Below are 14,968 nucleotides of genomic sequence, written 5' to 3'. Positions count from 1 at the left end.
AACACCGAGGAACCGGCTTTGCCGGGCCTCAGGTGTTGCCCCCGGCAGGGGGTAGGCGAAGCGACACGAAGTGCGCGCAGCCTGGGGGCGAGCCCTATTTCAAGGCCTTGTAGCGCATGCGCTTGGGCTTTGCGCCTTCTTCGCCCAGGCGCTTCTTCTTGTCGGCTTCGTACTCCTGGTAGTTGCCGTCGAAGAAAGTCCACTGGCTGTCGCCTTCGGCGGCCAGGATGTGGGTGGCGATGCGGTCGAGGAACCAGCGGTCATGGCTGATCACCATGACGGTGCCGGCGAACTCGAGCAGCGCGTCTTCGAGCGCGCGCAGCGTTTCCACGTCGAGGTCGTTCGACGGTTCGTCCAGCAGCAGCACGTTGCCGCCGGCGATCAGCGTCTTGGCCAGGTGCAGGCGGCCGCGTTCACCGCCCGACAGCGTACCGACCTTCTTCTGCTGATCGGCCCCGTTGAAGTTGAAGCGGCCCGCATACGCGCGGCTCGCCATCTGGAACTTGCCGACGTTGATGATGTCCAGGCCGTTCGAGATGTCTTCCCACACGGTCTTCTGATTGGCCAGCTCGTCGCGGTGCTGGTCGACGAAGGCCATCTTCACGGTCTGGCCGATGACGACCTCGCCCGAATCGGGCTTTTCCTTGCCCGCGAGCAGCTTGAAGAGCGTCGACTTGCCGGCGCCGTTCGGGCCGATGATGCCGACGATCGCGCCCGGCGGCACGGTGAAGCTCAGGTTGTCGATCAGCATGCGGTCGCCGAAGGACTTGCTGACGCCGTGGAACTCGAACACCTGCTGACCCAGCCGCTCGGCCACAGGAATGAAGATTTCCTGCGTCTCGTTGCGCTTCTGGTATTCCATGTCGCTCAGCTCTTCGAAGCGGGCCAGGCGGGATTTGCTCTTGGCCTGGCGTGCCTTCGGGTTCTGGCGCGACCACTCCAGTTCCTTCTTCAGCGCCTTGGCGTGGGCTTCCTCGCTCTTCTGCTCCTGCGCGAGGCGCTCGCCCTTCTGCTCGAGCCAGGTGCTGTAGTTGCCCTTCCAGGGGATGCCGCGACCGCGGTCCATTTCCAGGATCCACTCGGCCGCGTTGTCCAGGAAGTAGCGATCGTGCGTGATGGCCACCACGGTGCCCGAGAAGCGCTGCAGGAACACTTCGAGCCACTCCACCGATTCGGCATCCAGGTGGTTGGTCGGCTCGTCGAGCAGCAGCATGTCGGGCTTGGACAGCAGGAGGCGGCACAGCGCCACGCGGCGCTTTTCGCCGCCAGACAGCAGGCCGATCTTCGCGTCCCACGGCGGAAGGCGCAGGGCATCGGCGGCGATTTCCAGCTGATGCTCGGAATCGGTGCCGGCGGTGGCGATGATGGCTTCGAGCTGGGCCTGTTCGGCCGCCAGCGCGTCGAAGTCGGCGTCTTCGGCACCATAGGCGATGTACACCTCTTCGAGGCGCGCCTTGGCCGCAAACACCGCGCCCATGGACTCTTCGACCGATTCGCGCACCGTGTGCTCGGTGTTGAGCTTGGGTTCCTGCTCCAGATAGCCGATCGTCATCCCCGGCATGGGCAGCGCCTCGCCCTCGAACTCCTTGTCCACACCCGCCATGATCTTGAGCAGCGTGGACTTGCCCGAGCCGTTCAGGCCGAGCACGCCGATCTTGGCGCCGGGGAAGAAAGAGAGCGAAATGTCTTTCAAGAGCTGCCGCTTGGGCGGCACGGTCTTGCTGACGCGGTTCATCGAATAGACGTATTGAGCCATCTGGGAATAGTTACCTTGGGTACAAAGATTCGGGGGGAAAGCGCGGTCGCCAGAAAGAAGCCCTTGGGAAGCATTCAGGCGCGGCAAACCACCGATTATCGACTCATGCGACAATAGCCACCGTTGCCGGGTCCAGTTGCCCGCAACACCGGCTCTCTGCCGGGGACGAAGAAAGCTCCATTTCAACCCTTTTGCGAGGGCGGACTTTCCGGCTCCCACCCCTGACCTTCATCTGCCTTGACTGGCTCGGCGTCAACAAGACGCCTGGCGGGCCGATGCCACTGCGCCGTGTATGGCGCTTATTGTTTCCAATGAATTTTGACGAACTGAAGCTGGCCCCCGCCATCTTGAAGGCTGTGCACGAGCACGGCTACGACACCCCCACCCCCATCCAGGCGCAAGCCATTCCCGCGGTTCTCGAAGGCCACGACCTGCTGGGCGGCGCCCAGACCGGCACCGGCAAGACGGCCGCCTTCACGCTGCCGATGCTGCACAAGCTCAGCATGAGCCGCAGCGCCACCAACAAGTTCGGCGGTACCGGCATCCGCGCCCTCGTGCTGACCCCCACGCGCGAACTCGCGGCCCAGGTCGAAGAGTCGGTGCGCACCTACGGCAAGTACCTGCAGCTCGACTCGACCGTGATCTTCGGCGGCGTCGGCATGAACCCGCAGATCAGCAAGCTCAAGAAGGGTGTCGACATCCTCGTGGCCACCCCCGGCCGCCTGCTCGACCTGCAGCAGCAAGGCATGCTCGACCTGAGCCAGGTCCAGATGCTGATCCTGGACGAAGCCGACCGCATGCTCGACATGGGCTTCATCCACGACGTGAAGAAGATCCTGGCCCTGGTGCCCAAGGAAAAGCAGAGCCTGCTGTTCTCGGCCACCTTCAGCGACGAGATCCGCGACCTCGCGGCCACGCTGCTGAAGAACCCGCAAAGCATCCAGGTCACGCCGCGCAACACCACCGTGCAGCGCATCACCCAGGTGATCCACCCCGTGGGCCGCGGCAAGAAGAAGGCGCTGCTCGCGCACATCATCAACGAGAACAAGTGGAGCCAGGTGCTCGTGTTCACGCGCACCAAGTTCGGCGCCAACAGCGTGGCCGAATTCCTCACCAAGAACGGCATCGAGGCGATGGCGCTGCACGGCAACAAGAGCCAGAGCGCCCGCACGCAAGCGCTGGCCGGCTTCAAGACCGGCGACATCCGAGCGCTGGTGGCCACCGACATCGCGGCGCGCGGCATCGACATCGATGAACTGCCGCACGTCGTGAACTACGAGATTCCGAACGTCAGCGAAGACTACGTGCACCGCATCGGCCGCACCGGCCGCGCCGGTTCGAGCGGCGAGGCCGTGAGCTTCGTGTGCCTGGACGAAGAGGGCTTCATGCAGGAAATCGAACGCTTCACCAAGCAGACGATTCCGGTGCAGATCGTCGAAGGCTTCGGCCCTGAAGACGGCGAACGCGCCGAGCCGATCGCCATGGGTCGCCAGACGATCTGGGGCGGCGCCGGCCGTCCGCCGAGCCGCGACGTGATGCAGGCGGCCGCCAAGGCTGCCCGCACCGAGATGCTGCAGCGCATCCGCGAGAACAAGGCCGGCCAGGGCGGCGGCGAGCGCGCTGGCGGTGGTGGCGGCAATGGCGGAGGTCAACGCCGCGGTGGTGGCGGCCAGGGTGGCGGCCAGGGCCGCAACGCCAACGGTGGCGGCCAAGGCCAGGGTCAAGGCCCGCGCGGCCAGGGTGCTCGCGCACCGCAGGGCCGTGGCCCGCAAGGTCCGGCACGCGCGCCGCACCATGCGCCGCATCAGCAACAGGCCCATCAGCCGCATGACGAGCGCCAGCCGCGCCATCACGGCAACAGCCATAGCCCGACCCAGGCCAACCAGGTTGCGCACCTGCGCGCCGAAGCGGTCGCAGGCGGCGCCGGCCAGCCGGATCCGTTGCGCACGAGCGTCGACCACATGGGTGGCGGACGTGGTCGCGGTCGCCCGGGCGGCGGCGGTGGTGGTGGCGGCTACGGCGGCAACCGTTCGGGCGGCGGTGGCCGTTCGGGCGGCGGCTATGGTGGCGGTGGCCGCTCGGGCGGCGGCGGTGGTGGCCGTTCGTTCGGTCGCTGAGACTCGCCGCGGGTAGAACACCTACCCGGAAGATGAAGAAAGGGCACTCGGTGCCCTTTTTCTTTTGAGGTCGTCAGCGCGCGTGGCAGGCAAGGTTTCGATAGGCAACGGTGACCCGAGCCACAATCATCGCCGCCATGCAATACATCCCACCCAACTACGCCACCCTCTTCGTAGCCACCTGCAACCTCCTCAATCTCGCGGCACCGAACCGCGTGTACTACGAGAACCAGGACGCCTACACCGAGCGCGAGTACGAACGAAAGATCGACTGGACCGGCGAGCGCTTCCATGCACTCAACGCCGACGTGCTGGCGGTGCAGGAGGTGTGGGACGAGTCGGCGCTCAAGGCCTGCATCGCGCGCAGCGGCCTGCGCTACGACTTCGTCTCGGTGCCGGGTGCCGAGAACACGCCACCACACACCGGCGCGCAGGGCACGCCGCGCGTGGGCATCGCGACGCGGCTGAAGGTGGACGAGCTTCGCTCCTTCGTCGACTTCCCTCCGGGCTTCGGCGTCGAGGTGCCGGGCCTGGGCCCCCACACGCGCTTCGAGCGGCCCCCCCTGCTCGCCACGGTGCGCATGAAGCACGGCCAGCAGGTGCATGTGCTCACGGTGCACCTGAAGTCCAAGCGCCCGAAGTTCCTGCAGGACGCCCAAGGCAACCCGCTCGAAGACCGGGACGACCGCAAGGTGGGCGTGATGGCCTCGATGCGCTCGCTGCTGATGCGCGGCGCGGAAGCCGCGGCCCTGCGCTGCATCGTCATCGACCTGCTGCAGGACACGAACGTGCCGCTCGTGGTGATGGGCGACTTCAACGACAACCCGCACAGCGTGACGACGCAGCTCGTGGCTGCCACCTCCGAAGTGGCCTACGACAAGGCCGCGCGCGACGTGGCCCTGTTCAACGCCTACGAGATGCAGGGTGAATCAGCACTCAAGAAGGACGTGGCGTATTCGCACATCCACCAGGGCTTTCCGGACGTGCTCGACCAGATCTTCGTGAGCGAGGAGTTCGTCGCCACCAGCCGGCACAGCCTGGGCGACGTGCGGCGGGTCGACTATTTCAACGACCACCTGCACGAAGGGCGCGACCGCTCGCGCTCCGACCACGGCTTCGTGCGCGCCTTGCTGCGGCTGCGCACGGCCTGAGGATCAGCCCATGCGCCGGCCGGTCTGCCGGTCGAACAGGTGCACGTTCTCGGCCTCGATGGCCAGCCGCACCGTTTCGTCAGGTCCGGCATCGACGCGGCCATGCACCGCCAGCACCAGCTTTTCTTCGCCGACCTGCACCAGCAGTTCGGTCTCCGCGCCGGTGGGTTCGACCACGATCACCTTGGCTTCGACGCTGTGCGGGCCGCCGCCGAGCGTCATGTCGCCGGGCCGGATGCCGTAGTGCACCGGCTGGCCGTCGGGGGCCGAGGTGCCGGCCGGCACCGGCCAGCGCGCGCCTTGCGATTCGACCCAGCAGTCGCCGCCCGCGCGCCGCACCGTGCCTTCGATGACGTTCATCGACGGCGAGCCGATGAACTGCGCGACGAACAGGTTGTCGGGCCGGTCGTACAGCTCCAGCGGCGTGCCGATCTGCTCGATGATGCCGTCGTGCATCACCACGATGCGGTCGGCCATGGTCATGGCCTCGATCTGGTCGTGCGTCACGTAGACGGTGGTGGTCTTCAGGCGCTGGTGCAGCGCCTTGATCTCGGCGCGCATCGCCACACGCAGCTTGGCGTCGAGGTTGGACAGCGGCTCGTCGAACAGGAACACCTTCGGGTCGCGCACGATGGCGCGGCCCATGGCCACGCGCTGGCGCTGGCCGCCCGAGAGCTCGCGCGGATAGCGGCCCAGCAATGCGTCGAGGTTGAGGATCTTCGCGGCCCGCGCCACGCGCTCGTCGGTCACCGATTTCTCGGCGTTGCGCAGCCGCAGGCTGAAGCCCATGTTCTCGCCCACCGTCATGTGCGGATAGAGCGCGTAGCTCTGGAACACCATGGCGATGTCGCGGTCCTTCGACTCGAGGTCGTTGACCACGCGGCCGTCGATGACGATCTCGCCGCCGCTGATGTCTTCCAGGCCCGCGAGCATGCGCAGCAGCGTCGACTTGCCGCAGCCCGAAGGGCCGACCAGCACGACGAATTCACCGTCGGTGATGTCGAAGCCCAGGCCCTTGATGATCTGGACCTTGCCGAAGGATTTCTGGATATTGCGAAAGGTTACGGATGCCATTTGTGATTCCTGGATTCGCTCAGCTCTTGACGGCGCCGGCAGTAAGACCACCGACCATGTAGCGTTTGAATGCGTAGTAGATGGCCGCAGGCGGCAACGCATAGATGAGGCCGGTGGCCATCAGCAGCTCCCATGGCGAATCGTCCGCCGAGAGGAAGTTGCCGAGCGCGACGGCAAGGGTCACGCTCCTGTCGTTCGACAGCAGCAGGAAGGCGTAGAGGTATTCGTTCCATGCCAGCAGCAGCGAATAGGTGCCCACCGCCACCAGCGACGGCACCATCAGCGGCAAGTACACCAGGCGGAACAACTGCAGCGGCGAGGCGCCGTCCATGCGCGCGGCCTCGTCGAGTTCGTAGGGCAGTTTGTCCGACGCCTGCTTCAGCACCCAGATGCAGTACGGCGAAGCGATGGTCACCATCGCCAGGATCAACGCCCACTGGCTGTTGAGCAGCCCGTAGTTGCCCATGGTCTTGTACATCGGCACGGCCAGGAACGCCGCCGGGATGAAGTACGTGAACAGCGCCAGGTTCATCACTGTGCGCCCGCCGCGCACACGCAGCCGGCTGATGGCGAATGCGGCTGTGGTTGCCACGAACAGCGTGAGCACGCCCACCGACAGCGCGATCAGCAGCGAGTTCCACAGCTGCAGCCAGAAGTGGTCGAGGTAGAAATGCTTCTGCTGGAACACGATGCGGAAGTTGTCCAGCGTCGGGTTCTTGGGCCACAGGTGGCCCGAGGTCGCTGAGTCCTTCGACGAGATCGCGAACAGCACCATGTGGTAGACCGGGATCAGCGTCCACAGCAGCACAGGTATGCCGATGAGCAGGAGCCGGGCTTCGGTGAGCACGGCTTTCGGAGTCCAGCGCTTCATTTCGAGAGCCTCTTCATCATGAAGTACACGAGGGGCAGCACGAGCGGCAAGGCCACCACGATGGATGCCATCGACAGGTCGACCTGGTCGAGGCGCAGGTAGCGGATGCCCAGCGTGGCGAGCACATGCGTCAGGTCGGCAGGGCCGCCGCCGGTCAGCAGGTAGACGCTGTTGAAGTCGCCCAGCGTCCAGATCATCGAGAGGATGAGGGAGGTGATGTAGAGCGTCTTCAGTGCCGGCCAGCTCACGAAGCGGAACTTCTGCCACGACGAGGCGCCGTCGACGGAGGCCGCCTCATATTGTTCGGATGGAATGGCCAGCCGCCCCGCCACCAGGATCAGCGTCCAGAACGGCAGCGACTTCCACACGTGCACCACCATCGCGAAGGCCAATGCCAGCGCGGGGTCGTTGAGCCAGTTGGGCCCATCGGCGCCGGTCAGGCGGAAGATGGTGCTGTTGATCACGCCCCACTCGGGGTTCAGCATGAAGCGGATCGACAGGATGGTCGGGATCGACGGCATCGCCCAGGGCAGGATGAAGATCGCCGAGACGATCTTGATCCACCAGCGCGATGTCACGAAGAAGCCGGAGAGCACCAGTGCCACGAGCATCTTGAGGTTGATCGCCACGACCAGGAAGATGGCCGTGTTGATCACCGAGCGGAAGAAGATCGGGTCCTCGACCAGCTTCACGTAGCTTTGCGGATGGCGGGCGAGCCAGAGGCCATAGCCCACCGGGTACAGCACGAACACCACGAACACCAGCAGGTAGGGCACGACCATGACCGCGCCCCAAAACTGCCAGCGCGCATGCCGCGCTCCGGGATTGACGACAGGCGTCGGGGTCGACGCGGCGGCGGTGGCTGTGGCGCTCATGGCATGCAGCTGCTGGTGGTTGCGGGTGTCGCGTGTGCGCCGCTTACTGCGCCGCCACCGTCTTGATGCGCGCGATCATCTCGTCCACGGCCTTGTCCACCGGCACCTTGTCGGTGACGACGCGGCTCATGGCCTTGGCCCAGACGTTCTCGTTGTTCAGCACGGTGAACTTGTAGTTCTTGGTGAACTCGAAGGTCACGGTGCCGGCGGCGTACTGGTTGTAGACCGAGAGGCGGTGCGGGTCGGCCTTCCAGAAGTCGCGCTGCTGCGCGGCCTTGGTGACCGGGAACCAGCGGCCCAGCGAGCCTTCGACGTACGGCGTCAGGTTCTCTTCCTGCATCAGGAAGGCGACGAACTCCTTGGCGCGCGCCTTGTTCTTCGCGTCCTTGAACACCACGCCGGTCTTCACGGCGGTGCGGTACACCATCTTGCTGCCGTCAGGCTTGCTCGGGAAACCCGCGGTGCGGATGCGCTCGGTGTAGTTCTTGCGCGCTTCCTCGCGCTGCTCGGGCGTGAGCGAGGCGTTGTCCGAATCGTCGAGCCACTTGGCGGCGATGGAGATGGTCGCGTTGTGCGTCATCAGCGTCGTCTTGTTGTGGAACGCGACGTTGTTGTCCGGGTCCTTCCAGCTTGTCGACGACGGCGGCGTGCAGCCCTTGGTGTAGGGCGTGGTGTAGTCGGTCAGCGCGCCGATCAGGCCGGTGCGCACCTTCGGGTCGTCGACCAGCAGCTTGCCGTTGTCGTCCACCAGCTTGACGTTGTAGGCGTCCATGAAGGTCAGGAACGAATAGAACGAGTCGCTCGAATCCACGCCCATTGGCATGCCGATGCCGAAGGTGCGCTTGCCGCTCTTCTGGCGGCTGGCGGTCTGCGCCTTCTCGCACCAGAACGTCCAGTACTCCTTCCAGGTCGTCGGGATGTCCGACTCCTTGAAGCCCGCCTCCGCCAGCATGTCGCGCCAGTACTCGATGTGCATCGTCTGCTGCTTGATCGGGAAGGCGTAGTAGGCCTTGCTCTTGGTCTGGTCGTTGTAGAGGTAGGTGGTCTCGATCGTGTTGGGCGCGAAGCGGTCCTTCATGGGCGTGAGCACGCTGCTGATGTCCTCGAGCTTGCCGTCGAAGGCCCACTTGCCCGTGACCTGGAAGTCGTACACGTCGGCGTAGGCCACGTCGGGCGGGCTGCCCGAGTCGAGCGCGGACACGGTCTTGGGGATCATGTCCTGGATCGGGTACTGCGACAGTTCGATCTTGACGTTCTTGTTCTTCTCCTCGAACTTCTTGATGGCGGCGAACAGCGCATCGTCCTCCGCCTTGTAGAAGCCCTTGACCCACCAGACGGTGAGTTTTTCCTGCGCGGCAGCGTGGCCTGCCGACAGCAGGCCCAGCGCGACCAGCGTCGGCGCGATGAGCGACTTGACGAGTTTCATGGTTGATGTCTCCTTCTCTTCTTGGGTGGAATTTGCTCGGGGCGCGAGCGTAGGGTGAAAGAACCGGATGCGAACTGCGGACAAACGCGTAGACGGCGCAGATGCTGCTAGCTGGCCTTGAGCCTGGGCGGCGGCCTGCTCAGGCGCGGCAATCGCCGGCGAGAGCCCAGCACGTCCTCGATGTCCTGGCGCGCGCCGTCGATGAGGCGGATGATCGCGCGCTCGGCCCCGCTCGGGTCGTGCGCGATCACCGCGTCGATCACCGCGCGATGCAGCGGCAGCGAAAGCGCGGGCCCGTCGGGCTTGGCGGTCGATATCTCGAAGCTGGTGCGCAGCAGTGCGCTGAGCACCTTGCTCATCTGCGCCAGCATGCGGTTGCCGGCGGCACTCAGCAGGCCGTTATGGAAGCGCAGGTCGAAGGTGACGTAGTCGCCGCCGTTTTCCACCGCCTCCTTCATGCCGGCGAAGGCCGTTTCTATTTCCGCGATGTCCTTGGCCGTGGCCCGCTCGGCCGCGAGCCTGACGGCCGCCGGCTCCACGACGCGACGCAGGTCCTGCAGGTCGCGCAGGAACTCGGGCGTGAGCCCCGCGCGCGCCTGCCAGGTGATGACATCGGGGTCGAACCAGTTCCACTTGTCCTGGGGCAGCACGCGCGTGCCGACCTTCGGCCCCGTGACGATCAGGCCCTTGGCCGCCAGCGACTTGATGGCCTCGCGCACCACGGTCCGGCTCACGCCGAGTTCCTCGCCGAGCACGGGCTCGGAGGGGATCGACGCACCGATCGCATAGCGTCCCGACACCACGGCTTCACCGAGCAGCTCGAGCGTGCGACCGTGGATGTTCTTGATCATGTGTGATGCGAAATTCGGTATCTCGACGCTCGAAAACACCAAGGGTCCGGTGTGCTGGTCGCGCTTATCATATGATGATTGAAAGCCCGGATCGGCAGGACAAACCCTGAGAGTTCTGCCTCTTATTTCGACAACAAAGAGAGACACTCCATGAGCACCGCTCCCAAGAAAAAACCCGGTGAACTTCGCAGCCAGCAATGGTTCGGCCGCAACGACCGCGACGGCTTCATCTACCGCAGCTGGATGAAGGGCAAGGGCCTGCCGCACGACCAGTTCGACGGCCGCCCGGTCATCGGCATCTGCAACACCTTCAGCGAACTCACGCCCTGCAACTCGCACTTCCGCACGCTGGCCGAGCAAGTGAAGATCGGTGTGTACGAAGCGGGCGGCTTTCCACTCGAGTTCCCCGTGATGTCGCTCGGCGAGACGCTGCTGCGCCCGACCGCCATGCTGTACCGCAACCTCGCGAGCATGGACGTCGAAGAAAGCATCCGTGGCAATCCGCTCGACGGCGTGGTGCTGCTCATGGGCTGCGACAAGACCACGCCCGCACTGATGATGGGCGCGGCCAGCGTCGACCTGCCGACCATCGGCGTCTCCGGCGGCCCGATGCTCTCGGGCAAGTGGCGCGGCCAGGAGCTGGGCTCGGGCACCGGCGTATGGCAGATGAGCGAGCAGGTGCGCGCCGGCACGCTCAAGCTGCAGGAATTCTTCGAGGCCGAGAGCTGCATGCACCGCAGCCACGGCCACTGCATGACGATGGGTACCGCCAGCACCATGGCGAGCATGGTCGAGTCGCTGGGCATCGGGCTGCCGGGCAACGCGGCCTACCCCGCCGTGGACGGCCGCCGCAACGTGCTCGCGCGCCAGGCGGGCCGGCGCATCGTCGACATGGTGCACGAGGACATGAACATGTCGAAGATCCTCACGCGCCAGGCGATCGAGAACGCCATCAAGGTGAACGCGGCCATCGGCGGATCGACCAACCTCGTGATCCACCTGCTGGCCATCGCGGGGCGCATCGGCGTGGACCTCACGCTCGACGACTTCGACCGCCTCGCCTCCGAGCTGCCCTGCCTCGTGAACCTGCAGCCTTCGGGCCAGTTCCTGATGGAAGACTTCTGCTACGCGGGCGGCCTGCCGGTGGTCATCAAGGAGATCGCCGACCACCTGCACAAGGACATCCTCACCGTCACCGGCCAGAGCGTGTGGGAGAACGTGAAGGACGCCGAGAACTACGGCCCGCAGGTCATTCGCACGCTGGCCGAGCCCTTCAAGGAGAAGGCCGGCATCTGCGTGCTGCGCGGCAACCTCGCGCCCAACGGCGCCATCATCAAGCCCAGCGCGGCCACGCCCGAACTGCTGGTGCACAAGGGCCGCGCGGTGGTGTTCGAAAGCGCCGAAGACCTGCACAAGCGCATCGACGACGAGAACCTCGACATCGACGAGCACTGCATCATGGTGCTGAAGAACTGCGGCCCCAAGGGCTACCCCGGCATGGCCGAGGCCGGCAACATGCCGCTGCCGCCGAAGGTGCTGCGCAAGGGCATCACCGACATGGTCCGCATCAGCGATGCGCGCATGAGCGGCACGGCCTACGGCACCGTGGTGCTGCACACCGCACCCGAAGCCGCAGCCGGCGGCCCGCTGGCGCTGGTGCAGGACGGCGACATCGTCGAGCTCGACGTGCCGAACCGCAAATTGCATCTGCATGTGAGCGACGAAGAGCTGGCGAAGCGCCGCGAGAAATGGGTCGCTCCCAAGGCGCCGCTGGACTCGGGGTACTGGAAGCTCTACGTCGACACGGTGCTGCAGGCTGACCAGGGGGCCGACCTGGGCTTTCTGCGTGGTCGCCGTGGGGCTTTCGTGCCGCGCGACAATCACTAGGACCGAGGGCTGAGGGTTCGGGGCGCGATCACGCCGACGAGGGACATTCGCGGAGGGGAGCACCCGGTGGCTTGTGCACGCACCCCGACACAAATCCTCAAAACGCAGGCGACAGACATGACACGACTGATAGCCATCGACTGGGGCACAAGCTCGCTGCGCGGTGCCTTGCTGGACGCCCAAGGCAAGGTACAGGAAGAACGCAGCGATGCGCGAGGCATCCTCGCGGTGCCCGAAGGTGGCTTTCCCGCCGTCTTCGAGTCACTGTTCGGCGACTGGATGCGCCTCGAGGGCGCGCGCTGCCTGATCTCCGGCATGGCCGGCAGCAAGCAGGGCTGGGTGGAAGCACCGTACTGTGCCTGCCCCGCCGGCCGCGTCGAGGTGGGCCGCAGGATCATCGACGTCGACGCCATCCCCGGTGCCAGCATCGCGATCGTGCCGGGCCTGAACGACGAGCACGACGGCGTGCCCGACGTAATGCGCGGCGAAGAGGTGCAGATCTTCGGTGCGATGTCGATCACCGGCCTGGACGACGGCGTCTTCGTGCTGCCCGGTACGCACAACAAATGGGTCACGGTCAAGAAGGGCCGCGTCGCGGGCTTCCGCACCTACATGACGGGCGAGTTCTACGCGCTGCTGAGCCAGCATTCGATCCTGGCGCGCATGCTCGACGCGTCGGCACCGCTCGACGAGGCCTCTTTCCTCGAAGGCGTGACCTGCTCGGAAAACGGCCACGGCCTGCTGCACAACGCCTTCGGCACGCGCACGCTGGCGCTGTTCGAGCGCATGCCGAAGCAGGAACTGTCGAGCTATCTCTCGGGCCTGCTGATCGGTGAGGAACTGCGCACGCAGTCGCTGCAGGCCGCCGGCGAGGTGATCCTCATCGGCTCGTCCGCCCTCACCCAGCGCTATGCACTGGCCCTGCGCGCCACCGGCGTCGCCACACGCACGCTGGGCGCCGAAGCCACCTGGGCCGGACTGCACGCGCTGTCCGGTTTTCTCGACACCGACAGAACCCCCACATGACCACGCCCCTCGAAAAATTCCATGCCGCGATGCGCGAGCTGCCCCTGGTGGCGATCCTGCGCGGTCTCACGCCCGCCGAGGCCGCCGACATCGGCGACGCCATCGCCGGACCCGGCTTCCGGCTGCTCGAGGTGCCGCTCAATTCGCCGCATCCTCTGGAAAGCATTGCGCTGATGCGCAAGCTCTTTCCGCACGCGCTGGTCGGCGCCGGCACGGTGCTCGGCGCGCAGCAGGTGCGCGAGGTGCACGCGGCCGGCGGCGAGCTGATCGTCTCGCCCAACTTCAACGCCGAGGTCATCGCCGAGGCCGCACGGCTCGGCATGGTGTGCCTGCCGGGCGTCATGACGCCAACCGAGGCCTTCGGCGCGCTCGCGGCCGGCGCCACGGGGCTCAAGCTGTTCCCGGCCGAACTGGCCTCGCCCGCCGTGGTGAAAGCGCTGCTGGCCGTGCTGCCGGCCGGCACGCCCGTGATGCCCGTGGGCGGCATCACGCCCGCGAACATGGCCGAATGGCGTGCGGGCGGGGCTGCAGGGTTCGGTATCGGCTCCGCGCTCTACAAGCCCGGCAAGCAGGCCGCGGCGGTGTGCGACGATGCGAAGAAATTCATCGCGGCCTGGACGGGATTGATCCAGGCCTGATCCAGGACGCAACCCAAGAACAAGGAGCCCCCTCGATGTCCGCCGATGCCGCCTACGCCAGCCCCGCCGTCAGCAAGCTGCGCGAAGACCTCGCCCTGGCCTTGCGCGCCGCCGCCCACCACGGGTTGTCCGAAGGCGTCTGCAACCACTTCAGCGTGATGCTGCCGGGCGCGCAGGACCGCTACCTCATCAACCCCCGCGGGCTGCACTGGAGCGAGATCGGCCCCGACGACATCGTGCTGATCGACGTGCACGGCGAGGTGCTCGCGGGCCGCCACCGCGTGGAGCCCACCGCCCTCTTCATCCATGGCGCGGTGCACCGGCTCACGGGCCATGCGGTCGTGATGCACTGCCACATGCCGTACGCCACCGCGCTCACGATCACGGCCGATCGCGCGCTCGACCCGACCGCCAGCCAGAACGCGATGCGCTACATGAACCGCATCGCCATCGACGCCGAATACAACGGCCTCGCGCTCGACGACGCCGAGGGCGAGCGCATCGCCCGCGCGATGGCCGGCAAGGACGTGGCCTTTCTCGCGAACCACGGTGTGATCGTGGCAGGCGGCACCATTGCCCATGCCTACGACGACCTCTACTACCTGGAGCGCGCCTGCCTGCACCAGGTGATCGCGCAATCGACCGGCCGTCCGCTCGTGCCGGTCGACGCGAAGCTGGCCGCGCATGTGGCGGCGCAGATCCAGGGCGAGCGCGAGCAGTCGGACCTGTTCTTCGAAGCCCTGCGGCGCATGCTGCCCGCCCCGCGCGGCTGAGCATCCGGCCGATACGGCCAATGGCCTGTCCGCGGGACATGTTCCGCGGTGCAAAGCCATTCACAATTGTGTCTTGACCATGCCGCGTCCGGCGCGCACGGGCTTACAGCTCTTCATCCGATTTCGCCTCAGCCTTACAACAACTTCACACGCAGGCGCGAGGATGAGGCTTCCAACCACAACCGGGGGATCAAGTGAAAAAGCTTAGTTTCGCAATCGGCGCTGCGGCCTTGTTGTCGCTGGCCACACTCGGCATTCCGGCCCAGGCCCAGACGGGCGGGCGCTTCATCCAGGCGCAGGTGTATGTCGTGCCCGCACCGCCACCACCGCCCCGCCACTATTACGCGCCGCCGCCCCCGCCGCGCCACTATTACGGCCCCGGCTACTACCGCGGTCCGGATCGCCACTACGGCCGCCGCTGGGACGACCGCCCGCGCTATGGCCGCAGGGACAACGACGGCGACGGCGTACCCAACCGCTACGATCGCCGGCCCAACAACCCCTACCGCTATTGACGAAGGCC

The 14,968-nt window shown here is 66.1% G+C and carries 13 protein-coding genes; 7 read left to right on the top strand and 6 right to left on the bottom strand.

Features of this window, described 5'->3' with window-relative positions:
• Positions 1-94: 94 nt before the first annotated feature.
• Entirely contained in the window at positions 95-1,756 is a 1,662-nt protein-coding gene (ettA, locus tag ACEN9N_RS04420) for an energy-dependent translational throttle protein EttA (protein WP_007829535.1), read from the bottom strand.
• A 311-nt stretch (positions 1,757-2,067) separates the two neighbouring features.
• On the opposite strand from ettA, the gene ACEN9N_RS04415 reads away from it, so the two are divergent.
• Positions 2,068-3,873 (top strand): DEAD/DEAH box helicase, encoded by a 1,806-nt coding sequence (locus ACEN9N_RS04415; protein WP_495655427.1) that lies wholly within the window; start codon positions 2,068-2,070, stop codon positions 3,871-3,873.
• Positions 3,874-4,010: 137 nt separating this feature from the next.
• A complete protein-coding gene (locus tag ACEN9N_RS04410; protein ID WP_413334807.1) occupies positions 4,011-5,024 on the top strand; it encodes an endonuclease/exonuclease/phosphatase family protein in 1,014 nt (337 codons plus the stop codon).
• Between the two features lie 3 nt (positions 5,025-5,027).
• Here the strand turns inward: ACEN9N_RS04410 and ACEN9N_RS04405 are convergent, their stop codons facing one another.
• The 5 genes from ACEN9N_RS04405 to ACEN9N_RS04385 all read right to left on the bottom strand — a co-directional run bounded on the left by ACEN9N_RS04405 (position 5,028) and on the right by ACEN9N_RS04385 (position 10,121).
• Entirely contained in the window at positions 5,028-6,098 is a 1,071-nt protein-coding gene (locus ACEN9N_RS04405) for an ABC transporter ATP-binding protein (RefSeq protein ID WP_413314099.1), read from the bottom strand.
• 19 nt (positions 6,099-6,117) lie between these two features.
• Positions 6,118-6,969, bottom strand: a complete 852-nt coding sequence (locus tag ACEN9N_RS04400; RefSeq protein WP_007829528.1) for a carbohydrate ABC transporter permease — start codon at positions 6,967-6,969, stop codon at positions 6,118-6,120.
• Entirely contained in the window at positions 6,966-7,844 is an 879-nt protein-coding gene (locus ACEN9N_RS04395; protein ID WP_495655426.1) for a carbohydrate ABC transporter permease, read from the bottom strand. Before ACEN9N_RS04395 ends, ACEN9N_RS04400 begins: the two co-directional genes overlap by 4 nt.
• A 43-nt stretch (positions 7,845-7,887) precedes the next feature.
• On the bottom strand, positions 7,888-9,270 hold the full coding sequence (locus ACEN9N_RS04390) for an ABC transporter substrate-binding protein (RefSeq protein ID WP_007829525.1): 1,383 nt from the start codon (positions 9,268-9,270) through the stop codon (positions 7,888-7,890).
• 107 nt (positions 9,271-9,377) lie between these two features.
• Positions 9,378-10,121 carry a FadR/GntR family transcriptional regulator gene (locus tag ACEN9N_RS04385; RefSeq protein WP_007829524.1) on the bottom strand — a complete coding sequence of 248 codons (744 nt, stop codon included), beginning with the start codon at positions 10,119-10,121 and terminating at the stop codon, positions 9,378-9,380.
• Positions 10,122-10,271: 150 nt separating this feature from the next.
• On the opposite strand from ACEN9N_RS04385, the gene ACEN9N_RS04380 reads away from it, so the two are divergent.
• The 5 genes from ACEN9N_RS04380 to ACEN9N_RS04360 all read left to right on the top strand — a co-directional run bounded on the left by ACEN9N_RS04380 (position 10,272) and on the right by ACEN9N_RS04360 (position 14,960).
• A complete protein-coding gene (locus ACEN9N_RS04380; RefSeq protein ID WP_007829523.1) occupies positions 10,272-12,008 on the top strand; it encodes an IlvD/Edd family dehydratase in 1,737 nt (578 codons plus the stop codon).
• 117 nt (positions 12,009-12,125) lie between these two features.
• Positions 12,126-13,034: a 2-dehydro-3-deoxygalactonokinase gene (locus tag ACEN9N_RS04375; protein ID WP_007829522.1), complete on the top strand. Its 909-nt coding sequence runs from the start codon at positions 12,126-12,128 to the stop codon at positions 13,032-13,034.
• Positions 13,031-13,672 carry a 2-dehydro-3-deoxy-6-phosphogalactonate aldolase gene (locus tag ACEN9N_RS04370; protein WP_495655425.1) on the top strand — a complete coding sequence of 214 codons (642 nt, stop codon included), beginning with the start codon at positions 13,031-13,033 and terminating at the stop codon, positions 13,670-13,672. Before ACEN9N_RS04375 ends, ACEN9N_RS04370 begins: the two co-directional genes overlap by 4 nt.
• A 35-nt stretch (positions 13,673-13,707) precedes the next feature.
• On the top strand, positions 13,708-14,445 hold the full coding sequence (locus tag ACEN9N_RS04365) for an aldolase (protein WP_495655424.1): 738 nt from the start codon (positions 13,708-13,710) through the stop codon (positions 14,443-14,445).
• A gap of 194 nt (positions 14,446-14,639) precedes the next feature.
• A complete protein-coding gene (locus ACEN9N_RS04360; protein WP_495655423.1) occupies positions 14,640-14,960 on the top strand; it encodes a hypothetical protein in 321 nt (106 codons plus the stop codon).
• Positions 14,961-14,968: the final 8 nt, after the last annotated feature.

The sequence above is a fragment of the Variovorax sp. Varisp46 genome, from assembly GCF_059491885.1.
This window is presented reverse-complemented; position numbering and strand designations above follow the sequence as displayed.